Source organism: Candidatus Electronema sp. JC, from assembly GCF_048287365.2.
Taxonomy (GTDB): domain Bacteria; phylum Desulfobacterota; class Desulfobulbia; order Desulfobulbales; family Desulfobulbaceae; genus Electronema.
The window spans coordinates 159,516-183,025 of record NZ_JBLWEM020000063.1 but is presented as its reverse complement, the minus strand read 5'-3'; the positions used below and the strand labels follow the sequence as shown (position 1 = coordinate 183,025).

The window sequence follows — 23,510 nt, the reverse complement described above, 5'->3', positions numbered from 1 at the left end:
CTTGATTTGCTGACTCCGAAACGCAGAGCCGTCTCTTCAAAGCTCAGACCGTCCTGGTCTTTGATCTCCAAAACCTTCCGTCGAAAATCTATTGAGTATGCCATACTCACAGTGTAGTCATTTTATACTGCTTTGGCTATACCAGATTTTTGCCAACTGCGTAACTTCTACTGATGTTGTGCGAACAAAAAAGGAGCGGCCTAACATAAGCCGCTCCTTTTTTATTGCCTGATCAGGCGACCGCCACCCGCACCGCGCAGGCCTTGTACTCCGGCGTGAGCGCGATCTCATCCACACCGGGGCTGGTGAGGACGTTGGTCAGCGGCTCTTCGTGATGGAAGGCCATGAAGACCGAACCAGGACGGCTGCGCTCAGTCACCCAAGCGGTCAGCTCAATTGCGCCGCGCCGCGAACTGACCAGCACCCGCTGGCCGTCCGCGATGCCGAGCCGTGCAGCATCGTCCGGGTGGATTTCCACCAGTTCTTCCGGCACCAGAGCGAGCAGGCCGGAGCAGCGTCGAGTCATAGAGCCGTTGTTGTAATGCTCGCGCCGCCGACCAGTGACAAGGATGAGCGGGTATTCCGCGTCAGGCCGCTCCAGCGTCTCCACATTGTTGAGCACCGAGAAATAGCCTTTGCCGCGCGTGAAGCTCTCCTTGTGCAGGATGGGCGTGCCCGGATGTTCGCAGGTCGGGCAGGGCCAGATCAAGCCCTCGCCTTCAAGGCGGTCGTACTTCACCCCGCCGAGCATCGGCGAGCAGGCGGCGATCTCGTCCATCACCGCTGCCGCGTCGGCGTAGTCCATCTTATGGCCCATCGCCTGCGCCAAATCGCAGACTATCTTCCAATCATGCCGGGATTCGCCCAAGGACTCCACGGCCTTGCGGATGCGCCGGATGCGCCGCTCGGCATTGGTGAAGGTGCCATCCTTCTCGTAGAAGCAGGAGGCAGGCAGCACCACGTGCGCCATCTGCGCTGTCTTGGTCAAGAAGATGTCCTGCACCACCACAATGTCCATTTGCCGGAAGGCAGCCTGCACGTTGTTGACATCGCCCTGCGTGTGCACCGGGTCATAACCGATGCAGTACAGGCCCTTGAACTGACCAGCGCGGGCGGCTTCGTACATCTCCGGCTCAGTCATGCCCTGCACGTTAGACAGGCTGCACTGCCAGAGCTGCTCCATCCGGCTGCGGGCGGCATCATCCGCCACGTCCTGATAGCCCGAATAAACATAGGGCAGTGCGCCCATGTCGCAAGAGCCTTGGACGTTGTTCTGGCCACGCAACGGACAGATGCCCGCGCTCGGCCTGCCGACGTTGCCCGAAGCCAGTGCGATGTTGGCCAGGCCCATCACGCCTTGGGTGCCGTTGCGGTGCTCGGTCATGCCGAGACCGTAGAGGATCATGCCCTTCTTGGTGCTGCAATAGAGCCGTGCTGCCTGCCGCACCAGCGCGGCGGGAACCCCGCTTTGCGCTTCCATCACTTCAGGCGAATACGCGGCCAGATGCTGGCGCACCGCCTCGCTGTTCTCCGTCCGATTGGCGATGAAGTCCTTGTCCTCCAAGCCTTCGTCGAAAATAGCACTGAGCAGGGAGTTGAGCAGCAGAACGTTGGTGCCGGGAATGAGCTGGAGATGAATATCAGCCCGTGCTGCCAGCTCGGTCTTGCGTGGATCAATGACGATCAGCTTGGCTCCCTTGCCGAGTGCGCGTTTGACCTTCATGCCCGGCACCGGATGAGCCTCAGTGGTGTTCGATCCGCTGATCAGCAGCACCTCGGCCCCTTCGATGTCAGCCAACGAGTTGGTCGCCGCGCCGCTGCCAAGGGCGATGCGCAGGCCGCTCACTGATGGTGCATGGCAGACGCGGGCGCAGTTGTCCACCGAGTTGCTGCGGAAGACGGTGCGGCAGAACTTCTGAGCGAGGTAGTTGACCTCGTTCTCGCAGCGCGAGGAGGAGAGCACGCCCAGTGCTGCCGAGCCTTGCTGTTCTTGAATACGCTTGAAGCCCGCAGCAGCAAAGGCCAGAGCTTCCGGCCATGTGGCTTTGCGGAAAGGCTGATCAAGGTGCTCGCGGATCAGCGGCACGGTCAAGCGTTCTTTGTGGCGGTAGAAGTCCCAGCCAAAACGGCCCTTCACGCAGAGGTCGCCTTGATTAGGCGGCGCATCAGCAAAGGACTTGACCTCCAGAATAGCACCGTGCTTGGCCTGAATGTCAATGCTGCATCCGGTGCCGCAGTAGGTGCAGACGCTGCGGGTGCTTTCTGCCTCGCCGGGCAGGAGCGGAACAGCCAGCTCCTTCTTGGTCAATGCGCCGGTCGGGCAGGCATCTACGCAGGCCCCGCAGGAGACGCAGTTCTCCTTGATCTTCAGCTGAATGCTATGCGGGCTGCCGTCCTTGCCGCGTTCGCAGGAGAACGCGAAGGCATTGAATTCGCAGACCCGCTCGCAGCGTTGGCAAGCGGTGCAGCGGTTCGCGTCTATAGTAATAAAGAGATGGGAGTCATCTGGCACTGCCTGCTGCTTGTTCGGGGCAACAGAGAGCGGCACCTTATGCTCGCGGCAGAGCGGGCGCAGTTCGCACTTGCTCAGGCCGGTGCAGCCACACGACAGGCAACGCTGCGCCTCGCGCACGGCCATCTCTTCGGTATAGCCCAGCTCGCTCTCGCGGAAGTCGCGGCTGCGGTCAGCGACCGGACGCACGGGCAGACGCAAACGCGGCTGCACAGTCATGCCGCTGTAGTTGCGCAGGTTAACATCCTCAAACTTCTTGCCCTTGCTGAAGTTGAAGCTGCCGTCGGCCAGCTCGGTCTCTGTCCCGCCGAACTGCCGGTGCATGGCTTCAGCAGCCTTGCGGCCCGCGTTCACCGCCTGAATCACCGCCTTGGCACCGCTGGCAATCTCACCGCCCGCGTAGATGCCGGGCAGATTGGTATGCAAAGTGGAGGGGCTGACTTTGATCGTCTTATTGGGATTGACTGCCAGCTTGCCTTCCAGCTCGCCGAAGCTGTGGAACGCGTCATCGCCTTCTTGGCCAAGACCGTTCAGCACCAGTGCGCCTTCCCAGCGCAGGAGCGAGCCGTCCGCAGGCGCAGTCTGCCGCTGGCCGCGCTGATCTGCTTCCAAGAAGACCATCTTGGTTAGCTCGACCACAACACCGTCTTGCTCCTGCCGGATGGAGAGCGGCGTGGTCATGGGCAGGAAGCGCACTTTCTCCCGCATGGCCATGGACACGTCCTTCTCATAGGCGGCCATGTCTTCCAGCGGTCGGTCAAAGGCCACGGTCACTTCGCTTGCGCCAAGGCGCACGGCGCAGCGGGCCGACTCAATCGCTGCCTTGCTGCCGCCGATGATCAGCACTTTGCCACGTAGGGGCGGTTCATGAACCGCCCCTACATTCGCCCCTGCATTGACCTGAGCAAGGAAATCCATGCCGTCCTGCGCCAATTCGGCACCGGGCACGGCCAGCTTCTTCCGGCCAGAGAGACCAGCGGCGATGAAGATAGCCTCGTAGCCCTGCTGCTGGAGATCAGCGAGCGAAAAATCCTTGCCCCACGCTGTGCCGGTCTTCGCCTCCACGCCCAGCGCGAGGACATTGGCAATCTCCCGCGCCAGCGCGTCCTTGGGCATCTTGAAGGCGGGCATGGCTGTGCGCGGCAGGCCGCCGAGCTGCGCAGCAGCCTCAAAGATGGTGACGCTGTGGCCCTGCTTGCGGAGGAACCACGCTGCGCTCAGGCCAGCCGGGCCGCCGCCGATGACAGCGGCTTTGCGGCCTGTGGCCGGAGCGCACGGCTCTTGCGGCAGCGGATGCTGCGCTGCGTACTCGGAGACGAAACGCTTCAGGTTGTTGATGGCGATCGCGTCATCCAAGAGCGAACGACGGCAGCGGCTCTCGCAGAAAGCCGGGCAGACGCGGCAGACGATGCCGGGCAGCGGGTTCACTTCCTTGATCAGGCGCAGGGCCGCGCTGTGCTGCCCTTGGGCGATCAGGCCGATGTAGCCCTGCACGTTGATCGAGCCAGGGCAGGTCAGGTTGCAGGGCGCCTTGCAGTCGCCGTAATGCACAGCGGCCAGCTGGGTCAGCCGCTCCTTGCGGTGGGCAAGCAGCTCCGGCGTTGCAGTCTCGATCACCATGCCTTCGGCGATCTCGGTGCGGCAGGCCCGCGCCTTCTTGCCGTTGACCTCGACAAGGCAAAGCAGGCAGGGCCGGTCAGCATCCTTTTTTCCGGGCAGATGGCAGAGGCGGGGAATCCTGATGCCCGCCTGATCCGCCGCAGCCAAGATGGTCTGTCCGGCGGCAAGGCTGAACTGCTGGCCGTTGATGGTCAGAGTTGCGGTCGTGCTCATGCTGCTCGCGCTCCTATCAGTTCAGTCAGGTTCTTGTCGCACTTGGCCGCCACCAAGGCAGCAATGGCAGACCGAGAATAGTCGCCGCTCTTCATCATCTCTTTGCTCGCGCTGATCAGGCCAGTGCGGACTTTGGCATTGCGGGAGACCTCCGCCGCCTCCGCCAGCTTCCTGCGCAGCTCGGCCTCATTCAGCCCCTCAGCCTTGCCTAACGGCCCCAGCTCAACAGCCCGCTGGGTGAATTTAGTGATGATCTTGACAAAGTTCGGACCCTCAGCAGCAGATGCCCATTCAATCAGGAAGCGGTCTTTGCTAAGGCCCAAACGCTCCAAGGTCTCATGCACCAAGGCGGCGGAGACCAGCGCGTGGTAGTTGCCGTCAATGTAGTGGCACTCGCCCGGATGGCAGCCGCCGACAAAGACTGCGTCCGCTCCGTTGGCCAGCCCTTCCAGAGGGAAGGAAGGATCCAGCCTGCCGGTGCACATCATGCGGATGACGCGCAGGTTGGGCGGGTATTGATAGCGGCCCACGCCGGCGGAGTCAGCGGCGGTGTAACAGCACCAGTTGCACAGGAAGCCCAGAATTTTTGGTTGATAGTCAGACATTGCCCTTTCTCCGTGAGTTAAAAATGAGACGCTGCACAGCGCAGCGGATTTTTTAGCATTATGCTTTCAGCCAACAGCAGATGGCCTGCCATGCCGCTGCAAATTTCTCCATTACGTCCTGCCTTCAGCAGCGGTCAAGGCTGCGCCGAAGGCACCGGTGAGATCCGGCACAGACGGCACCTTCAGCCTGACTGCTGGCCCCAAGTGCTCCCGCAGCAGGCTGACAATGCAGGAATTCCGCGCCACCCCGCCGGAGAAGGCCACCGCTGCCGCGCCGCCGCCGGAACGGGCCAGCATGGCGGCCAGCCGGTTCACGACCGAGACATGCACAGCGCGGGCAATCTGCTCGCGGGGGATGCCTCGGTTTTTCATCGAGATGACCTCCGATTCGGCAAACACGGCGCACATGGAGCTGATCTGCGCGGCATGATCTGCGGCTAAAGCTGCCGCACCAAACTCATCCAAGGTGTAGGCCAGCGACGCGGCCATGATTTCGAGAAATCGGCCTGTGCCTGCGGCGCATTTGTCATTCATCTGAAAATTGACCACCCGGCCTTCGGCGTTCAGGACAATGATTTTGGAGTCTTGGCCGCCGACATCAACAATCGCCGTGCAGTCGGGAAACTGATGATGGATGCCTGCGGAGTGCGCCTTGATTTCCGTGATCACCCGGTCGGCAAAATGCTCCGCCGCCAGATGCCGGCCATAGCCGGTGGCCACCACGGTTTTCGCCTTGATGCGGGCCAGCATCTTCTCTGCCTGCCGGTGCGGTTCAAAGCCGGATTCGGCAATCTGGTGCGCCACCAGACGCTCGCCGTCCCACACCGCCATCTTGACGGTGCGGGAACCCATGTCAATGCCGACAAACATGCTTCATCCGCCGATCTGCTCGATAAAGGCTTCGATCCGCGTTCTGAGCTGGCCGACATCCTCCTGCGAGTAGTCGGACTCAATGAACATGCAGGGAATGCCCTCCTGCTCGCAGGCTTCGCGGATTTTCACCTCTTCGATGTTGTAGGTGTGGCAGAACTGAAGCGAGCAGTTGATGATTCCCTGCGCCTGCGAGTCGCGGAACTCCTTGATGACTTGGCTGACCCGCTCACTGTTGGGCGTGAAGCAGGAGCAGTCAATATTCTTGCAGCGGTCGGTGAGCGCGGCCAGCATCTTGTCCATGCCGGTGACGGATTCATCAATCAGATCCTTGAAATAACGGGTGCCGATGCAGGACTCGTCGTTGACGATCACCGCGCCCGCGCTTTCCACAATGTTGTGAATTTTCCAGTTCGGCAGGGCCATCGGCGTGCCCGCCATCATCACCCGCACAGCATTGGCGGGAGCGGCAGCCATGCCCGCTTGGACGCGCTGCTCCAGCTCGTCGCAAAGGATGTTCAGCTGCTGCGTGAAGCGCACCGGCTCATCATAAAAGGCGATCTGCTCAATCAGCAGACTGTCTTTGCCGGAAATGGGACTCGGCTGGCGATGGCGCAGGCTGTTCAGCCGCTGCAAGGCCTTGCGCTTGCTGTTCATCACCTTGACCGCCGCCGCCAAATCAGCCTCGGTGATAGCTTTGCCTGCGGCTTCTTCCACTTTTGCTTTGAAGGCTTTGACCTCATCCAGCCAGAGGGCGATGTCACGCGGCTTCTTGCACTGCGGAATTTCCATGACATAGGTTGGAATCAGCCGGTCAAGCAGCTCCCACGTCTTCTTCTTGGCATCGCAGGTGGTTTCGCCGCAGACAAAATCCACCGCCTCAAAATACGGACAAATTCGGCCCGCTTTAAAGCCATAGATGGATTTGACCATTGGGCAGATGTTGCGCGGCAGTATCTTTTCCGCATCCGGGATGGAGCCTTGCGAGCCGCCGCACAGCCCGACGCAGATGCCGCCAGCGGCGAGGACAATTTCCTCCGGGATGTAGACGCAGAAGGCGCCGATCACCGGGCGGCCCTGCTCTTTCGCGGCCAGCAGCTCTTTAATCCGCCCGCTGTGCAGCTCGGCGATCATGCCGTCAAAATAGGCCATGCCCTGCGGCCTGTTTTTCTGACTCAGGAATGTTTTCGCGAAGGCTTCACCGAGCATCCGGCGGGCCTTGTCAAACCGCTCCACATCCACGCCTAAGGACTGCCAGATTTCAGGGCAGGCCTTGATTTCAAAATCGCTCATCGCTGTTTTCTCCTTGAGTAAATAATGCTGTCAGCCGGGTTTGCTAAATATTTATCACCGAGTCCGCGACTTGCAGCGAAGTGACGATGTCCAGCATGTTGGAGGTCTCGCCGACCTGCTTTTTGTCGAGCAGCTGGAAATGATTGAGGCAGGCGCCGCAGACCAAGAGGGAGACCCCGGCGGCAGCCAGTTCTTGCAGGACAGGCAGGGATTCGGCTTGTTCCACCGTCAGCTTGACTCCGTTGTTGACGAAGACCATGCGCCAGAGATCAGGCCCCATTTCTTTGAGGGTTTTGAGAAAATTCAAGAGCAGCTTGGTGCCCAGCTCGTCATCGCCGTGGCCGATGCGGTCAGAGGTGATCATCATCAAGATTTTCTTGCTGCCGCTCGCCGCAGCGGCGGTCAGCTCCTGCCCGCTCATGATCTCGCAGGCTGTATCGGCATTTGTGCCGACCACCTTGAAATCACCATGTATTTCCGCCGCTGTCACCTGATAGCCCTGATGGATGAGAAAACGGCTGACGTTTTCCTTCGCCGCCTCGTTGTCAACAAGCATCGTGACGCTGGCCGGTTTTCCTTGGGCAAGCAGATCGCGAAGCTGCATCACTGGCAGTGGACAGGACAGTCCGCGACAATCAAGTTCTTTCATGATCTTTCTCCGTTTTATTAGGCAACTATGATCATTTCTTTCGGCTCCGCCACCACTTCGCCAATAATGGCTGCCGCGCTCACGCCCCGATTGTGCAGGGCGGCGAGCAAACGCTCAGCCTCGCCTGCCGCCACCGCCATCAGCAGGCCGCCCGAAGTCTGGGGATCAAAGCAGAGGTCACGGACAACGGGCGAAACTGTCGGCGCAAACTCAACAAATTTGCCCCTGAACTGCCGGTTGTTGTATGTCCCCGCCGGAACCAGCCCCATGCCTGCCCATTCCAAAGCCTCCGGGTAATGCGGCAGCAGGCTCGCATTGACCCGCAGACCATAACCTGAATCCACCGCCATTTCGGCCAAATGACCCAGAAGACCGAATCCAGTGATGTCAGTGCAGGCGCTGATCGAAAATTCTGCCATCACCTCGGCGGCTGTCCGGTTGAGAGCGGCCATGTTTGCAATCACCCGACCTGTCACCGCCTCGTCAGCCATGCCCGCTTTGATCGCGGTGCAGATGATGCCGGTGCCGAGCGGCTTGGTGAGCAGCAGTTTGTCGCCCAGCCGCAGCTGCTTTTTCCGTAGTATTTTCGCCGGATGGATGAAGCCGGTCACGGACAGGCCATATTTCAGCTCAGGATCATCAATGGTGTGGCCGCCCACCAGAACAACGTCGGCCTCCCGCAGAGCAGCGAGGCTGCCCTCAATGACTTGGCGCAGCACGGAAAGATCCAGCATGCTCCTCGGAAAGGCGACAATGTTCATCGCAGTTTTCGGGATGCCGCCCATGGCATAGACATCGCTGACCGCATTGGCGGCGGCGATCCGGCCAAAGGCGAAGGGATCGTCCACCATAGGCGGAAAAAAGTCGAGGGTCTGCACCAAGGCCAAGTCGTCACTCAGCCGATACACGCCTGCGTCATCAGCGCGTTCCAAGCCGATCAGCAGGTTCTCATCAACGGGCAGATCAAGGCCGCAGAGCACCCGGTCAAGATCGCCGGGCGGCAGTTTGGCGGCGCAGCCCGCCCCTTTGACGGTGCGGGTCAGGCGGATGGTTTCAGCATTCATGCCGCACACCTCCATTGTAATGAGGAGAAAAATTGAGAATGACAAGCAGACATGCTCTCGCCGTGAAGGTAAAAAAACACGCCTCTCCGCAGCAATGCCGGGAAAGCAATGTGTTGAACACGGTTATGCGTCAGACGGCTTTCAGTCCGTCCGAGCTGTCAGAGAGATGCGGAATTCCGCAGGGAGAGCGTCAGGAAAGGACGAAGGCCGCCGACAGTTGTTCCGAACCCGAACCGGGCCGGAGACAGCAGTTTCAGCTATGAAAACAAACAGTCAGTATAGGGCGATCTTGAATGAATTAAAAAGCGTGCCGCTTGGAGTCAAGTTGACATACTTTGATCGGAATTGCAAGAGAAGAATGGAAAGGCTGCCGCAGCGGCAGGCAGGCGCAGTCGGACGGGTGGTCGAACCTGCGCGCAGACCGGAACTGATTCGCAGCTGCAGCGCGACAGCAGCCTACAGCCTTCTGAAGCGGGGGAAAAGCAAACTTGATGTGAAGGCGAAAAGACTCAAGGCCGGATGGGACAGCTTGTCTTGCTCGCTCGGATGATGAGCTGCTGTCGTTCTGTTCAAACAGCAGCTTTTTTTTCTATAGGTTTTGTCGTAATGCTCGCTCTGATAGAAGTCGCACTTCATGCAACTGAGCAATTTTGTGACAAAAGTTCCCTGCACTTTGCCGCCGCAGAATGTTCCGGCGACACGGGCGCACTGCTGACCGTAATCAGGCCAGGCAGGACAGACACCGTGCAGTTTGGCGTTAAGGCCGCCTCTTTCGCGTCCGCATTTGTTGTATTCCCAGCAGTTCATATTTTCCTCACACGCTGTTGCACTCTTATTTGGATGAAAGACGGACAACGCTGCTGTTCATGCAAAAAACATGCCTGATATTCCGAGGAAATGCGCTGCGCTTTCATATCAATATGATTTGAGAATGATTTTCATTCCGATTGATGAGCAGCGCGGTTGGCGGCATCTTGAAGGTGTGTAATTTTTACCCAAAAACGGGTGGCAAACTGGAAAATTTTTACTCAGGCAGGCGGACGCGGAACTGCCGCCGCCTGCGGCGGCAAGAGGAAGAAAATCGCCCCGCCTGTCGCAGAGTTTCGAGAAAGTCATTCTCAGCAGAGTAATTTTTTGTTATATATAGCAGCGGCTGGTTGAACAAAAATCAAAATGTTTTTTGCGGTTCAAGATTAAATGTATAAAATCAAAATGTTGCGCAGAAGCCGAGCAGTTTGCGTGCAACCGTTGCAAATAATCAAAATTACTGCCTGCTGCTGAGCATGACGACATAAATAGCGGCAAATTTTTTATTTAGATTGATCAAAAAAATATTTAACATGAAAAATTCAGCAAAAATGCTGATTGAAAAGCAACTGCACAGCAAGTCATCAAAAAAATCTGGCGATTTTTTAACTTGTCATCACGTTGACTTGACTTTTGTTTAACCAGAAAAGCGCTATATTTGTTACATTTCGAGGTATGTTATGAGCGTATTGAAAGTGGGCCTGCCCAAAGGCAGTCTGGAGCAAGCGACCGTCGAGCTGTTCAAGAAGGCGGGCTGGAAGATCAGCATGACTTCCCGCAACTATTTCCCTGAAGTGGACGACCCGGAGCTGTCCATCTACATCTGCCGCCCGCAGGAGATGTCCCGCTACGTCGAGGACGGAATGCTGGACGCGGGCATCACCGGCAAAGACTGGACGCTGGAGAACGGCTCTGACGTGGAAGTGATTGAGGATTTGGTCTATTCCAAGGTCAGCCGCAAGCCCACCCGCTGGGTCATCGCCGTGCCGGGCGATTCGACCATCACCACGGTGGAGCAGTTGGATGGCAAGAAGATCGCCACTGAGCTGGTCAACGTCACTCGCAGCTTCTTCGAGGGACGCGGCCTGAAGGTGGACATCGCCTTTTCCTGGGGCGCGACTGAGGCCAAGGCGGTTTCCGGGCTGGCCGATGCCATCGTGGAAGTGACCGAGACCGAGGCGACGATCCGGGCGCACGGCCTGCGGGTCATCCACGAGCTGATGCAGTCGAATACCCAGCTCATCGCCAGCAAGCAGGCCCTTGCTGACCCGTGGAAGAAGGAGAAGATCGAGCACTTGGCCATGCTCCTGCAAGGCTCGCTGCGGGCGGACAAGATCGTCGGCCTGAAGATGAACGTGCCTGAGGAAGACTTTGACGCGGTGCTGGCGATTCTGCCCAGCGTCACTGCGCCTACGGTCGCCCGTCTGCACAAGCAGCCGTGGTTTTCAGTGGAGACGGTCATCTCCGAGCACCAAGTGCGCGACCTCATCCCCAAGCTGAAGAAGCTGGGCGCGCAGGGAATCATTGAGTATTCGCTCAACAAAGTGATATGATCGAATTCACTAAGGTAGCCTTCGTTGATTCAGTCTACGACCTGCGCAAGCTGCCGGAACAGCTTATCCCGGAGATCGCCTTTGCTGGGCGCTCCAACGTCGGCAAGTCGAGTCTGATCAACACCCTCGTCAGTCGCAAGAACTTAGTCAAAACCAGCTCCAAGCCGGGCAAGACCGAGAGTCTGAACTTCTTCAAGGTGGAAGGCGGGCTGTACTTAGTTGACCTGCCCGGCTACGGCTTTGCCAAGAAGAATCAGCAGACCCGCGAGGGTTGGCTGGACTTGATCAACGGCTACATCATCAGCCGGACAGCACTGGCCTGTGTGGTGGTGATCATTGATCTGCGCCACGAGCTGAAGCAGCTGGACCGCGAGATGATCGACTGGTTGGACACCAACGGCAAGCCCTTCCTCATCGTCTACACCAAGGCGGACAAGCTCTCCAACAATGAGCAGGCCAAGCAGGCCGCCGCCTTGGACGCGGCCCTCAGCATCCGCCCAGCAGACCGCCTGCTCTTCTCCTCGCAAACTAGGCAGGGCTGCGAGGAGCTGCGGCAGAGGCTGACAGCCTTTGCCGGGCAGGGCTGAGAGACCTTACATCCCCAGTTCGCGCAGAATTTGCGCATTTTCCGTCCAGCCTTTCCGCACTTTGACAAAAAGCCTGAGCTGGGCCTTGCAGCCCAGCATTTCCTCAATTTCTTTGGTCGCGCTTTTACGGATCGAGCCAAGCATCGCCCCGTTTTTGCCGATCAGGATGCCTTTCTGCGAATCGCGCTCAACCAGAATGGTGGCATGAATCACCGCCTGCCCCTTCTCCACGTCCTCCTGAAAAGCGTCAATCAGCACCGCTGTGGAATACGGCACCTCCTGCTGTGTGCGGAGGAAAATTTTCTCCCGGATCAGCTCGGCGGCGATGAAGCGCTCGGTCGAGTCAGTGGGCATGTCCGCCGGATAATACTGCGGCCCTTCCGGCAGGCGGCTGACCAGCTCGCGCAGCAGCTCTTGCACGCCCTCACCGCTGAGGGCGGAGATCGGCACCACCGCCGCGAACGGATGCAGCGCGCTGTGCCATTCAATCAGCGGCAGCTGCTGCTCGCGGCTGACCAAGTCGGTCTTGTTCAGAGCCAGCACAACCGGACAGCGCACCCGCTCCAGCCAGGCGAGATATTCCTCGCGCCGCTTCTCTCTGCGCCCATCTGAAGCGTCGGCGAGCAGCAGCACCACGTCGGCCTCGGCCAGCGCCTCCATCGCAATCCGCACCATCTCCTTATTGATGGTCTCCTTGGCTTTGTGCAGGCCCGGTGTGTCCAAGAGCAGCATCTGCCAGTTTTCGCCGGTGAGGATGCCTTGAATCCGGTTGCGGGTTGTCTGCGGCAGCGGCGTGACAATGGCAATTTTCTGCTCAAGGCAGCGGTTGAGCAGGGTGGATTTGCCCGCGTTGGGCGGCCCGATCACGGCGACCACGCCGGAGTGATGCGGAAGGACGGAGCTGGTTGTCTCGTGCATGGTTCAGTGGAGTATAGGAGAAAGATCAAAAAGAATATGGAACCAGCGTTCAGACTCGGCGACAGGATGATTTGCAATTTCTTCAATCCATGTTGTGACAACGCTGCCAGGATGGTTGGTCCAATAGGCATGATCGCCAGTCGCCCAATGCTTCCCGGTGTCAGTGACAAGCGGAAATCTGACATCAAGAAATCGCTGTTCAGTCATGTTATACAGGTTGATCCGCACGTCGCTGTAATATATTTTGCATATTTTTTCAGGAGGTGTTCCGCTGTCTGCAATCTTCTTCGGCAAAGGCGCTTCTCCTGAGGAGGCGAATGCGGCCAGATCAGCGGCAGCCTGCCTGCGGCCCGCCTCGCTGCCTTCATAATCCTCCTCCCAAGGATGCGTCTCGCGCCAAAGCCCTGCATTCTGGGCATTCCAATCTGCCCGCAGCATGGGACGGCTGAGAACAGAAAAATGAGTTGGAACAACGACTTCAAATCCGTCGCTCAACAGGCCCTTCTCGCGGTAGCCGACTCTTCCGGCAGTAGGACTGATGCCAATCCAGACCCCGTTCATCGCGCTGTCCTGCGCCCAGAATTCCAAAGATCCTAACAAGGCCCGCGCCGGGATGTTTAAAGCCCGCAAGAGTGCCGTGATCAGCCAGGCGTGTTCGATGCAGATGCCTGAACCGATTTGCAGAAGTTCATGCGGACGATACGCCCAGTCATAGATGTTTTTGCCGACTCCCCAGCCCTCATCGCCAATGGTCTGCCAGATGCCGCTGGTCACGTCCTTGTACGGCTGCCTCATGCCGCCTGTTGGAAGATGAAAGAAAACGCCGTCATGCTCAATATGCTGCGCCACCCAGGCATAGACAGCCCATGCGATTGAATACGTGTCGCGCCGGAGCTGCGGATCAAGGCTGGCGAGGATTTTTTCCGCTCTGTCCTTTACCGCAGGATGGTCGGAGGTGATGCACGCGTCCGGGGCCAAATAGGGAAACACTTCCGCCGGATAGCCTGATGCGTCAGTCGGCGGCGCCGCTCCGTTTGGAACAGTCGGAGATGGAGCAATGCGCACCAGTCCGATTGAGCCGAATTTCACCCGAAGGTCATCCGCAGGATTCTTTCCGGTCAGAAGATTGAAGTCAACAGCGGCGGATACCCCTTCGGCAACATGCACTTTGCCTTTGACTTGGCTTCTGTGTCCCGGCGCTTCTGCCTGAAGAATGTAACGGGGAAAGGCGGACGGCACATTGTCAATCACATAGCTGCCGTCCAAACCTGTGACTGCCTCCAGCCGCCGCCCCCAAGGGTCACTCAAAATAAAGACACGCGCTCCGGGCAGAGGCAGTCCGGCCGAGGTGACCGTGCCAGTGATCCGGCCTGCCGGTGCCGCGCCAAAAAATAAATCGTCAAACCAAGCCCGGCCTGTGCTGCGAAGAATGCAGTTCACATCCGCCACCGCCGCGCCTGCCGGGGCGCGCACTTTCAATTTTGCAGGAAAATCGAGGGCGAACCAGCGGGTTCCGCTGTGTCCGGGAAAGTCGGCGGTGGAAATCGCCACGCCTGCCGCATCGCGGAAGACTATCTGCAAATGACAGCTGTCCGGCTCCGCAATTCCCTGAAAGGCCACATGTCCTGTCAGCAGATAAACCTGTCCTTGCGCGACCGGCACCGTCTGCTGCCACAGGCCGAAACCCGGTCCCAGCACTTCAATGCCAAGACTGCGTCTGCCTGAATTGACAACAGTTTCTTCCCAAGACAAATGCACCCCGGCGGGCGCGGCAGCGAAGGGCAGCCAAGCTCCGGGCTGTGAAAGTCCGTCTTCCGCGCCGGGGTTCCGCAGCAGGTTTTCAGCAGCGGCGCAAACGGCAGCCTGCAAGACCAAAAGGAACACTGCCAGCGCGGCAGACCGAGAGATAAAAGAAAAATTCATGATGTTCAGCCGATGAACGTTAAATCTCTGACCATGCTGCCGGGACTGAGTCAATTTTTTGCTGGCGGCGCTGCCGGGACCGCAGCTTACCACGAATGTTTCTGGACGCAATATTTTATCCGCCTCTTCTTCCCCGCCGCAGAAATTTTTTGTCTTTTTGCCGGGCTGCCGGTATATTTCCCCTATTCTTCAGACCGAACAACACTGCCCGTTCGCCGTTCCGGCCAGCGCAGCGGCGGGGCCAGAGGCTCCGCACGATGGAAAAACGCCCATGACCTCTCCAGGAAGCATCGTTGAATATTTGGACGGAGGCCGCTTTCTCTGCGGCCTTGTCCTGCAGGACAGCAGCGGCAGGCTGCGGCTCTTCAATCAGAACGGCAAGGAAATCGTGCTGCCCGCCTCGCGGGTGCTGACGGTTTCCAAAACCCGGCATCAGATTGAGGGCAGCCGCGAAGACCGCATGGCCCTCCTGAAAGGCATGGCTGAACAGCGCGCCGCGCTCACCGGCACCATTCCGCTGGAGGAAATCTGGGAGCTGGCCAGCGCGGAGGAGCAGAACGCCTTTCCGCCCGACTTCCTCGCGGGCCTTTTTTTCGGCGGCAGCCTGAACGACGACCAGACCGCCGCTTTCCTGCGGGCGGTGTTTGAAGACCGGCTCTTCTTCAAATACAAAAACGATGTGGTCAGCGTCCACAGCCCGGAGCAGGTCGAGCAGCTCCGCCTGCAACGGCAACGCGAGCAGGAGAAGGAGGACTTGCTCAAAGCTGGCGCGGCCAATCTGGCGGCAATCATGGAAGGGCGGCAGATCACGGCGGAGGAGTGGCCGGAGCGTGAGCGCGTTCTTTCGTGGCTGGCGGATTTCGCCCTTTTCGGCAGCGAGGCCACGAACTGCGACCTTGATTTAGTCCGACAGCTTTTGAAAAACGCCGGGCTGCACCGGCCCAGCGATCCCTACCGGCTGCTGGTGCAGGCTGGCTATTGGCAGCGGGATGAAAATATTCCCCTGCTGCAAGCCGGGCAGCCGGTGGATTTTGCGCCGGAACTCATCGCTCATGCCGCCGCCATTGCCGAGCCGAGCGCGGAGGAGCTGCTGGCTGATCCCAAGCGCAAGGACTTCCGCAGCTTGGATATTTTCACCATCGACGGCTCCTCGACCCGCGACTACGACGACGCGCTGCATGTCGAGCCGCAGGAGGACGGCAGCCTGCTGGTGGGCGTGCATGTCTCTGATGTCAGCTATTTCATCACGCCGAAAGACCCGCTTTTCGCCGAGAGCTTGGAGCGGGCCACCTCGCTCTATTTCCCGGAAAATCAGGTGCCGATGATGCCCAAGGAGCTGTCGCAGGGCGTGTTCAGCCTGATCAAAGACCGGGTGCGGCCAGCGGTCAGCTTTTTGGTGAAAATGTCGCCGGACGGAGACATCCTCAGCAGCAGAATCGTCCTCAGCGTCATTCAGGTCAAACGCCAGCTCACCTACACCGAGGCCGACCGGATGGTGGAGGAGGACAAAGCCCTGCGCCTGCTCAATCGCCTTCAGCTTCAGCTGCGGCAGAAGCGGGCCGAGCGCGGCGCATTGCTGCTGTCCTTGCCGGATGTGACTGTTTATCTGGAAGAAGGCAACAAAGTGATGGTCAGCCTCACGCCGTCGGACACGCCCGCCCGCAGCATAGTTTCCGAGTGCATGATCCTCGCCAACGGCATTGCCGCCGAGTACCTTGCGGCCCAAGAGGCGCCGGGCCTGTTCCGCTCCCAGCCGCCGCCGAAAAAGCGGCTGATCTCCGGGGTGCATAACAGTTTGGCCGACATCGCCTGCCAGCGGCGTTTTCTCGCGCGCGGCGAGCTGACCGCCAATCCGAAGCCGCATTCCGGCCTTGGCCTCAACTGCTACACCACGGTCACGTCGCCCATCCGCCGGGTTTTAGACACCGCCGTGCAGCTGCAAATAGCTAATCTGATCAGCGGCAAAGGCATACTCTTCTCAATGGATGACTGCCGGAAATTCGCCGGAATCATTCAAGACAAGCTCTCCCGCGCCAACAAGGTGCGCCAGCAGCGGCACCGCTACTGGATCCTGCGCTGGCTGGAAGATCAAATCGGCAAAAGCCTGCCCGCGCTGGTGGTCAACAGCGGCCCGCAGCGCATCAACGCCCTGCTTTTAGACTGCCTCTTTGACATCGACCTGCCGCCGCATCCCTCTTTGCAGGCCGAGCCGGGCGACGAGGTCAAAGTCCGCATCGCCAAGGCCGACGCGCTGGAAAACACGCTGCGGGTGGAGTGGTAGCGGCACGTTTGTCCGCAGCCGCCGCATCAGCAAAAACAATTCCATGAAATACTGCGTTTAATTTTGCGCAATTCCTGTCAACCTGTGCTCATCATGCAGATATCTTCCTTGCTCCGATCCGTTTTTGCCGCCCAGCCGCTGCACGGTCTGGGCGGAGACGCGGCTCTGCCTGACGAAAAAAAAGCCGGCTTGGCCAAACAATGGCCCGCGATCCTGATGCTGACCTTGGTCTTCAGCGCGGCCTATTATTTCTTTATCTTCAACAAGGCGCTGATCGAGCTGGAGCTGGAAACCGACACCCGCACCATCCTCAAAGTGTACTGGCCGAACCAGCATGGCAACTACAGCGAAAAAAAATCAGCCCAGCTCCTGATCAAACCCGGCCAGAGCCGCTATCAGCTCCGGCTCGCCAATCTCTCCGGCTTGGACCGCCTCCGGCTTGATCCGAGCGAGAACAAGCCTGCCAGCATCATTCTCCGGCACGTCACCCTGCGGCAGAGCGGCCTGCCGCTGGATCAGCTGCGCAGCCGGGAGGATTTCGCCGCCCGGCTCAAGGCTGTGGCAGAGGTGGACGCACTGGCTCCGCTGCCGGAGGGCGGGGTCAGCATGACTGTGCGCGGCCATGACCCGCAGCTGGAGCTGGCCCTGCGGCAGTCAGAGCGGCAAATATCCTGGCTGGAGGAGCTGGAGCATGGGCTGGCTCTGCTGATGCTGGCGGCCAGCTGCTTCTTTCTTTCCCGCCTGCTCTTCCGGCGGCTGGATTTTGTTCCGGTGCTGGGCGCCTTCGTTTTGGCCCTGATCCTAGTCATGGCCGTGATCAGCGCCTACAACGCCCACCCGGATGAGAAAGTCCATGTGGCGGCCAGCCTTTACTATCAGGATCACAGCCTGCCGCCGCGCGTCGGCGACCCGGCCATCGCCCACACCTACAGCGTCTATGGGGTGTCCCGGCTGCATTCAGGGGAAATATATTATCTGCTGGCCGGCAAGGGTCTGCATTTTCTCAACCCCTTTCAGCTGGAGCCATATCTGGCCCTGCGGCTGCTCAACGCGCTGCTTTTCTGCGCATTGATGCTGTATGCCCTCAGCAATTCTGAATTCCGCTATTTTTTTCTGCCTTTGCTGATTTCGCCGCAAATTTGGTATATTTTCAGCTACACAGATTCTGAAGCACTGGCCGTGACCCTCTGTCTGGCCGCCGCCTGGCAGCTGGCGGCGGAACGGTCCGCGCTCAACCGCCTGCTGCGGGACGAGCCGCAATCCAGCTGGCCCGCGCCGCTCTGTCTGGGCCTGCTCTTCGGCCTGCTCCTCCTTCAGAAGCAGAATTTCTATTTTCTCTACGTCTTCTTCCTCCTTTATTTTTTCTGGCGGCTTCGGCTGGCCCCGCCGGTCTGGAGCCGGAGAACGCTGGCGCGCTTCACCGCCGTCGTCCTGATAGGCGGCTCTCTTTTCGCGGCGGTCAAAATCACCGACGCATGGATCAACGGCTTCAGGAAGGGCGAGCTGGAGCTTGCCGCCCGCGAGCAGTACGCCGAGCCAATGTACAAGCCCAGCACTCCGCTGGCGCAGAAGCATATTTATCTTCAGATGCGCGACCGGGGCAAAACGCTCAAAGAATTCCTCACCCTTGACCGCTGGGGCGAAAAATCCTTCCGCACCGCCTTCGGTGTCTATGGCTACACGCAATATCCGGCTCCCTTTGCCTATTATGATTATGTCCGTGCCGTCGGCCTGCTTCTGCTGCTGACGCTGGCCCTTTCCGCAGTCTGCCGGGGCGGGCTGCCTGCGCTGACCCTGCTTGGCCTCGCTGCCGGCTGGACCGCCTTTTTCTTCGCCGGGCTGATCTATCACGCCTGGACAGTGGATTTTCAGGCGCAAGGCCGTTATCTGCTGCCGATGGCGCCGATGTTCGCCATGCTCTGCTATCATTACGCGCGGATTGTCATCAAGCCGATTTTTTACAGTTTCTTCTTTCTTCTTTTTTTGCTGTCGGTGTATAATTTTATTTTCGTCGGCCTGCACGACATTGGCAAGACGGTGATTTAACAGGCGAACCGCCGTTTTTTTCATGTTCAGCCTGCCCAAAGGATGACGCAATGAACAACTGGAAGAAATTGCTGCTGGCATTGCTGCTGACCGCGCCGCCAGGCCATGCGGCAGAGAATGCCGTGCTGGAGGAGCTGGTCTGGTCGCAGTCGGACGGGCTGCGGCAGGAGATTTATCACAGCGCGCGCACAGCGGCAGGCTGGTCTGAGCCAGAACAGCTGACCGACAACAATGCCAACAACCTGCATCCGGCCTTTGTCATCGCCCCGGACAGCAGCCGCTGGATTTTCTGGTCGGCGGTCAATCCGGACGGCATCAGCATTGAATACACAGTCGGCAAGGCAGGCCGCTGGACGCAGCCGGTTCAGCTGGAGAGCGGCCATGCCACGGCGATCACCCCAGCCGCCCTGATCGGGCCGGACCAGACGCTCTGGTTAGCTTGGGCGGGCAACGACGGCGGCCAGGATGAAATATACTGGAGCCGTTTTGTCAACGCCGCCTGGCTGCCGCCTCAGCAGATCAACGCCGCCAATCAAGTTCCGGATGTCAAACCGGAACTCCTGCTCAACAAGCAGGGGCAGGTGGAAGTCCGCTGGCAGGGTTTCCGCGACGGCAAATACAAATGGCTGGCGGCGGTGTATGCCGGTCAAGGCTGGTCGCCGGAGCAGGACTTTATCGAGGAAGAGGAGCAGGCGGCGGAGCCGGAGGAGCTGCCTGATTTTCTGCCTGCGGACAGCCAGCACGTGCTGCTGGCGGTTCCGGCGGGCAAGGAGGCGGAATGATGCGGACGCGGCGGAACATGCTGATCTGGACGGGCCTGCTGCTCTTCTGTCTGAGCGGCGCGGCGCAGGCGCAGACAGCCGGAACCACGACGGCCAGCGCGGCCACGGTTAAAAAGGCAGTGGTGGTCTGCTTCGGCGACTCCATCACCCAAGGCTATCAAGGCAACACCCGAACCGCCTATCCTGCCTATCTGCCCGACATGCTCGATCCAACCGCGTTCACTATCGTCAACGCGGGCAAGGGCGGGGAAGCCACCTACAGCGGCGTGGAGCGCATCGCGGACGTGCTGACCAAACATGCGCCGAAACACGTCATCATCATGGAGGGGGCCAACGACATCATTCAGGGCATTTCGCCGGCCACCACCGCCTTCAATCTGGAGAACATGGCCCAGCAGGCCAAGGCTGCCGGAGCCACTCCGGTCATGTCCACCATCACCCCGAACTCAGAGCCAAACCACGCGCCGGAAAATTACAATCCGCTCATCGTCACCGCCGCCGCCAACGGCGGCTACACGCTGGTGGACACCTACAGCCGACTGATCACTGACTGGAAAAATCTGACTTTTGACGGCCTGCACCCGACCCGCGTCGGCGCGCAGAAAATCGCTGAAGGCTTTGCCGAGCAGATCAAGACGCTGAAAAGCAGCGAGGAGCAGGCGGCATCAGGAGGAGGGGGCGGAGGAGGCTGCTTCATCGCCACGGCGGCCTACGGCAGCGCGCTGGAGCCGCAGGTGGTTCTGCTGCGGAAATTCCGCGATCTCCGTCTGCTGACCAACGGGCCGGGCCGGGCGTTTGTGGCTTGGTATTACCAGCATTCCCCGCCAGCGGCGGACTTCATCGCCCGGCACGAGCTGCTCCGGCTGGGAGCGCGGGCGGCTCTGCTGCCGCTGCTCGCCACCGCTTGGCTGCTGGTCGAGGCGACGCTGGCGCAGCAGGCCGCTCTGCTGCTGGCGGCGGCGTTGCTGCTGATGGCGGCCCGCCGGAACCGCCGCCGGGCTTAATGCGAAAAAACAGGCTGCGGGGCTATTCCCGCAGTCTGAGCGAAATGCTGCCGTCCTGCACGCTGACGCTCTCCAGCCCTGCGCCCACGCTCTGCCAGAAGCCGGGCTGGCCGCCGAACTCCTGCATCAGGTCGATGTTTTTCAGGCCGCCCAGCCAGGCGTTGGGCAGCGGCACGCCCATCAGCGAAATCCCTTTCAGAATAACTGCGGGCCGGCCGTCGCGGTATGACAGCTCCGCCCCGGCCCGCAGCCGCAGGGTTTTGCCGCCCATGACCGGAAAATCAGGATCGAGCGGCAGCAGCAGGCGCAGGCTGATTAAATTCTCAGCAAAATCCACAGCCAGCTTGTCGGCCAGATCGGTGTTTTTCGCCAGCAGGCTGTTGATCTCCCGCTCGCTGAAGCTGATATCCCGGCTGGCCCCGTCCTCGGAATACGGCTCAGGCCGGAGCCGCCCGTCCTCCTCAAAATCTTCCGGCGGAGTGCTGCTGCCGGACGGGACGGAAAACGCCTCCAGCCGCTCCAGCTTCTCCTCCAGCCGCCGCTCTTCCTGCTGATCCAGCACCACCGGCTCGAGAGGCTGGGGAAATAGCCAGATTTTCACAGCCAAGGCCGCGCCCGCCGCAGTGAGCAGCATCACTCCGGCGGCAACGGCCAGCAGCTGTTTGAGGGAAAAACCTGTTTTGGGTGTCGGCGCAAGGGGCGGGGTGTTCATGGCAAACGCTTGTGCAAAATTTGAATTCATTCAGGGTAGTTCACCTGCTCTAAAAACAGACCGCAGGCCGGGGCGGTCGGCCCTGCCTGTTTGCGGTCTTGTGCCGCAAGAATAGCAGCAAACTGCTCGCAGCTCAATTTGCCTGCGCCAGCCCAGATCAGAGTTCCGGCCAGATTGCGCACCATGCAGCGGAGAAAGCCGTCGCCAGTGAAGCGGAAGGAGAAATGCTCAGGCCGGGCTGGATCAGCCGTGCATTCGGCGCGGAAGATGGTGCGCACTGCGCCCCGCCCCCCGGTCTTGCTGCGGTCGCGGGTGCCAACGGCTTCAAAACTGGAAAAATCATGGCTGCCGAGGAGCAGTTCCAAACAGGGCCGCACGTGCTCTGGCATGAAGACGCAGGGCGCGTGGGTGCGGTAGAGACGTTCGGCGGGCCGCTGCACTGCGCCGGTGAAAAAGTCGTAGCGGTAGGTTTTGCTGATGGCAGAAAAGCGGGCATGAAAATCGAGCGCAGCTTCGGCGGCGGCGACAACACGCACGGCCTTGGGCAGCATGGAGTTCAGAGCTTTCTGAAAGGCCGCCGCAGGCATGGCCGCATTCGTGTGGAAGTTGGCGGTCATCGCCTCGGCATGAACTCCGGCATCCGTGCGTCCCGCGCCGCTGACCTCGACCGGCTCCTTGGTGATGCGGGCCAGCGCGGCCTCCAGCAGCTCCTGAATGCTCATCCCGTTCTTCTGCCGCTGCCAGCCGCAGAAACCGGTGCCGTCGTAGGCGACGCGCAGGCGGATGTTTCTCTGGTTCATGGAAAGAAAGAGGCGTTCATTCTGAATGACGCGCGCGGCAGAGCTGTCCATCGAATTCAGCTTTCCCGCCACGCCGCAACTGCGCACGAAGTGCCGTCAAAGAAATATCCTCCTTCAGCAGGTTGACGAACAAGATGAACTTGGTGGCAGTTGGGCAACACATCGCACACGCCGTCTTCTGCGTTGTCACGGCGTTTTCCCTTCCGCCGCAAGGCTTTTCTCGATGCTTTTGAGTTCACGTTGAAATTCCTGCTTCAGGGCGGCGGCGTTGGCGACTTTTTCAACAAGAAGACGATACTGCCGCCGTTTTTCGGCAGGTGAGAAATTGCCTCGCTCGATCAGCTCCATTGCTTGATCAACCGCATCATTGCCGATAGGTTTCTGCCGAAAAGCGGAGGGCTGTGCATGACCAGCCCTCCCTCTCAATATGCCCCATCACCCGCCTGTCTAACAGCTCCGTTTTTTCACCCAGTTGACTTCCTCCTGCTTCAAAGACTTGCCGCAATTCCTTCTCCAGCCGCCGCATCATGCAGCCTGCTGTCAAACGTCAGCAATCTGAGTTCCGGCAACTGCTTGTGCAAAGTGCAGGCGCAGGCAAGGTGCCAAAGGTCTGCGCCCCGCAGCGGCCAACGTCGGGCGAGCGGCGCAACAAGATCATGATCCGGTTGAATAGCTGTTCTCCGCCAGCCCCAAGTGACAAGATTTGCAAGCGCGGTTTCCGCTAAAGCGGCATCCAAAGCGCCTGTCCGCTCCAAGCGGGCAATCACAGCGGCGACCTCAATATAAGCCAACGAGGAGAGAAGATGAACCGCGCTTTCTTGCCTCCACCAGTTCAAAGCGATTTGGCTGTGGATGTCGTCAAACAGCAGGGAAAGCACCGCCGAAGCATCCCAGTATAAAACCACGGCTCCATCACTCATTTGTTTCTGTCTTCCTGAAGCAGGGCTTGGGCAAGTCCAAGCGGCAACGGCACGGGCGAGAGGTTACGCTTAACCGCCGCGTTTTCCGGCTGGATCAGCCCCTTTTCTTCCAAGCTGCGGAGCCGTTCTGCCAACGAAAGCGCCTCTGCCGGAATGGGAACAATCTTGCCCACAGGCCGGTTTCGGTCTGTCAGAATAATTTCATTGCCTTGCCGGACGCTGTGCAGGTATCTGCTCAAATGCGCCTTTGCTTCCCGGATGCCGACTGTTTGCACTGTTGCCATGACAAACTCCTTGTACGGTTGCAGGTTGTGCCTACATGTGGTTATTGTAGTCACAAGAAACAGGTTT

The 23,510-nt window shown here is 59.5% G+C and carries 21 protein-coding genes; 7 read left to right on the top strand and 14 right to left on the bottom strand.

All coding sequences use genetic code 11. From position 1 onward, the window contains the following. Nucleotides 1-232: 232 nt before the first annotated feature. From fdhF to selD, 6 genes are all read right to left on the bottom strand, one after another. Nucleotides 233-4,345 carry a formate dehydrogenase subunit alpha gene (fdhF, locus tag ACNKH3_RS11245; protein WP_420209302.1) on the bottom strand — a complete coding sequence of 1,371 codons (4,113 nt, stop codon included), beginning with the start codon at nucleotides 4,343-4,345 and terminating at the stop codon, nucleotides 233-235. Further along, nucleotides 4,342-4,950 (bottom strand): hydrogenase iron-sulfur subunit, encoded by a 609-nt coding sequence (locus ACNKH3_RS11240; RefSeq protein WP_417917241.1) that lies wholly within the window; start codon nucleotides 4,948-4,950, stop codon nucleotides 4,342-4,344. The genes fdhF and ACNKH3_RS11240 overlap by 4 nt, the downstream gene beginning before the upstream one ends. A gap of 111 nt (nucleotides 4,951-5,061) precedes the next feature. Further along, nucleotides 5,062-5,820, bottom strand: coding sequence for an acyl-CoA dehydratase activase (locus ACNKH3_RS11235; protein ID WP_417917240.1), 759 nt, complete (start codon nucleotides 5,818-5,820; stop codon nucleotides 5,062-5,064). Between the two features lie 3 nt (nucleotides 5,821-5,823). Beyond that, nucleotides 5,824-7,113, bottom strand: coding sequence for a double-cubane-cluster-containing anaerobic reductase (locus tag ACNKH3_RS11230; RefSeq protein ID WP_420209301.1), 1,290 nt, complete (start codon nucleotides 7,111-7,113; stop codon nucleotides 5,824-5,826). Between the two features lie 43 nt (nucleotides 7,114-7,156). After that, entirely contained in the window at nucleotides 7,157-7,762 is a 606-nt protein-coding gene (gene yedF, locus ACNKH3_RS11225) for a sulfurtransferase-like selenium metabolism protein YedF (protein ID WP_420209300.1), read from the bottom strand. 17 nt (nucleotides 7,763-7,779) lie between these two features. Then, nucleotides 7,780-8,826 carry a selenide, water dikinase SelD gene (selD, locus tag ACNKH3_RS11220; protein WP_420209299.1) on the bottom strand — a complete coding sequence of 349 codons (1,047 nt, stop codon included), beginning with the start codon at nucleotides 8,824-8,826 and terminating at the stop codon, nucleotides 7,780-7,782. Between the two features lie 259 nt (nucleotides 8,827-9,085). On the opposite strand from selD, the gene ACNKH3_RS11215 reads away from it, so the two are divergent. Next, entirely contained in the window at nucleotides 9,086-9,376 is a 291-nt protein-coding gene (locus ACNKH3_RS11215) for a hypothetical protein (RefSeq protein ID WP_420209307.1), read from the top strand. On the opposite strand, the gene ACNKH3_RS11210 is transcribed toward ACNKH3_RS11215, so the two are convergent. After that, entirely contained in the window at nucleotides 9,283-9,633 is a 351-nt protein-coding gene (locus ACNKH3_RS11210; RefSeq protein ID WP_420209298.1) for a two-CW domain-containing protein, read from the bottom strand. The genes ACNKH3_RS11215 and ACNKH3_RS11210 overlap by 94 nt on opposite strands. A 680-nt stretch (nucleotides 9,634-10,313) precedes the next feature. Here ACNKH3_RS11210 and hisG point away from each other — a divergent pair. Continuing rightward, nucleotides 10,314-11,186: an ATP phosphoribosyltransferase gene (gene hisG, locus ACNKH3_RS11205; RefSeq protein ID WP_420209297.1), complete on the top strand. Its 873-nt coding sequence runs from the start codon at nucleotides 10,314-10,316 to the stop codon at nucleotides 11,184-11,186. After that, nucleotides 11,183-11,773: a ribosome biogenesis GTP-binding protein YihA/YsxC gene (gene yihA, locus ACNKH3_RS11200; RefSeq protein ID WP_420209296.1), complete on the top strand. Its 591-nt coding sequence runs from the start codon at nucleotides 11,183-11,185 to the stop codon at nucleotides 11,771-11,773. The genes hisG and yihA overlap by 4 nt, the downstream gene beginning before the upstream one ends. A 6-nt stretch (nucleotides 11,774-11,779) precedes the next feature. Here yihA and era read toward each other — a convergent pair whose 3' ends face one another. Then, complete coding sequence (gene era, locus ACNKH3_RS11195; RefSeq protein ID WP_420209295.1) at nucleotides 11,780-12,691, bottom strand: GTPase Era; 912 nt, start codon at nucleotides 12,689-12,691, stop codon at nucleotides 11,780-11,782. 3 nt (nucleotides 12,692-12,694) lie between these two features. Continuing rightward, nucleotides 12,695-14,614 carry a carboxypeptidase regulatory-like domain-containing protein gene (locus tag ACNKH3_RS11190; protein WP_417916299.1) on the bottom strand — a complete coding sequence of 640 codons (1,920 nt, stop codon included), beginning with the start codon at nucleotides 14,612-14,614 and terminating at the stop codon, nucleotides 12,695-12,697. Between the two features lie 271 nt (nucleotides 14,615-14,885). Here ACNKH3_RS11190 and ACNKH3_RS11185 point away from each other — a divergent pair, with 271 nt between their 5' ends. From ACNKH3_RS11185 to ACNKH3_RS11170, 4 genes are all read left to right on the top strand, one after another. Further along, the gene (locus ACNKH3_RS11185) at nucleotides 14,886-16,895 is read left to right on the top strand and encodes a ribonuclease catalytic domain-containing protein (protein ID WP_420209294.1); all 2,010 of its coding nucleotides are present in this window, start codon (nucleotides 14,886-14,888) and stop codon (nucleotides 16,893-16,895) included. A gap of 108 nt (nucleotides 16,896-17,003) precedes the next feature. Further along, nucleotides 17,004-18,941 (top strand): hypothetical protein, encoded by a 1,938-nt coding sequence (locus tag ACNKH3_RS11180; RefSeq protein WP_417916297.1) that lies wholly within the window; start codon nucleotides 17,004-17,006, stop codon nucleotides 18,939-18,941. Between the two features lie 50 nt (nucleotides 18,942-18,991). Then, nucleotides 18,992-19,723 (top strand): hypothetical protein, encoded by a 732-nt coding sequence (locus tag ACNKH3_RS11175; protein WP_417916296.1) that lies wholly within the window; start codon nucleotides 18,992-18,994, stop codon nucleotides 19,721-19,723. Beyond that, a complete protein-coding gene (locus ACNKH3_RS11170; protein ID WP_417916295.1) occupies nucleotides 19,720-20,727 on the top strand; it encodes an SGNH/GDSL hydrolase family protein in 1,008 nt (335 codons plus the stop codon). The genes ACNKH3_RS11175 and ACNKH3_RS11170 overlap by 4 nt, the downstream gene beginning before the upstream one ends. A gap of 22 nt (nucleotides 20,728-20,749) precedes the next feature. Here ACNKH3_RS11170 and ACNKH3_RS11165 read toward each other — a convergent pair whose 3' ends face one another. The 5 genes from ACNKH3_RS11165 to ACNKH3_RS11145 form a co-directional block, all read right to left on the bottom strand. Continuing rightward, entirely contained in the window at nucleotides 20,750-21,439 is a 690-nt protein-coding gene (locus tag ACNKH3_RS11165; protein WP_417916294.1) for an arginine N-succinyltransferase, read from the bottom strand. Nucleotides 21,440-21,465: 26 nt separating this feature from the next. After that, the gene (truA, locus tag ACNKH3_RS11160; protein ID WP_417916293.1) at nucleotides 21,466-22,239 is read right to left on the bottom strand and encodes a tRNA pseudouridine(38-40) synthase TruA; all 774 of its coding nucleotides are present in this window, start codon (nucleotides 22,237-22,239) and stop codon (nucleotides 21,466-21,468) included. 186 nt (nucleotides 22,240-22,425) lie between these two features. Continuing rightward, on the bottom strand, nucleotides 22,426-22,587 hold the full coding sequence (locus ACNKH3_RS11155) for a hypothetical protein (RefSeq protein WP_417916291.1): 162 nt from the start codon (nucleotides 22,585-22,587) through the stop codon (nucleotides 22,426-22,428). 140 nt (nucleotides 22,588-22,727) lie between these two features. Beyond that, nucleotides 22,728-23,159 (bottom strand): type II toxin-antitoxin system VapC family toxin, encoded by a 432-nt coding sequence (locus ACNKH3_RS11150; protein ID WP_417916290.1) that lies wholly within the window; start codon nucleotides 23,157-23,159, stop codon nucleotides 22,728-22,730. Further along, nucleotides 23,156-23,443 carry a type II toxin-antitoxin system Phd/YefM family antitoxin gene (locus tag ACNKH3_RS11145; RefSeq protein WP_417916289.1) on the bottom strand — a complete coding sequence of 96 codons (288 nt, stop codon included), beginning with the start codon at nucleotides 23,441-23,443 and terminating at the stop codon, nucleotides 23,156-23,158. Before ACNKH3_RS11145 ends, ACNKH3_RS11150 begins: the two co-directional genes overlap by 4 nt. Between the last annotated feature and the right edge of the window lie 67 nt (nucleotides 23,444-23,510).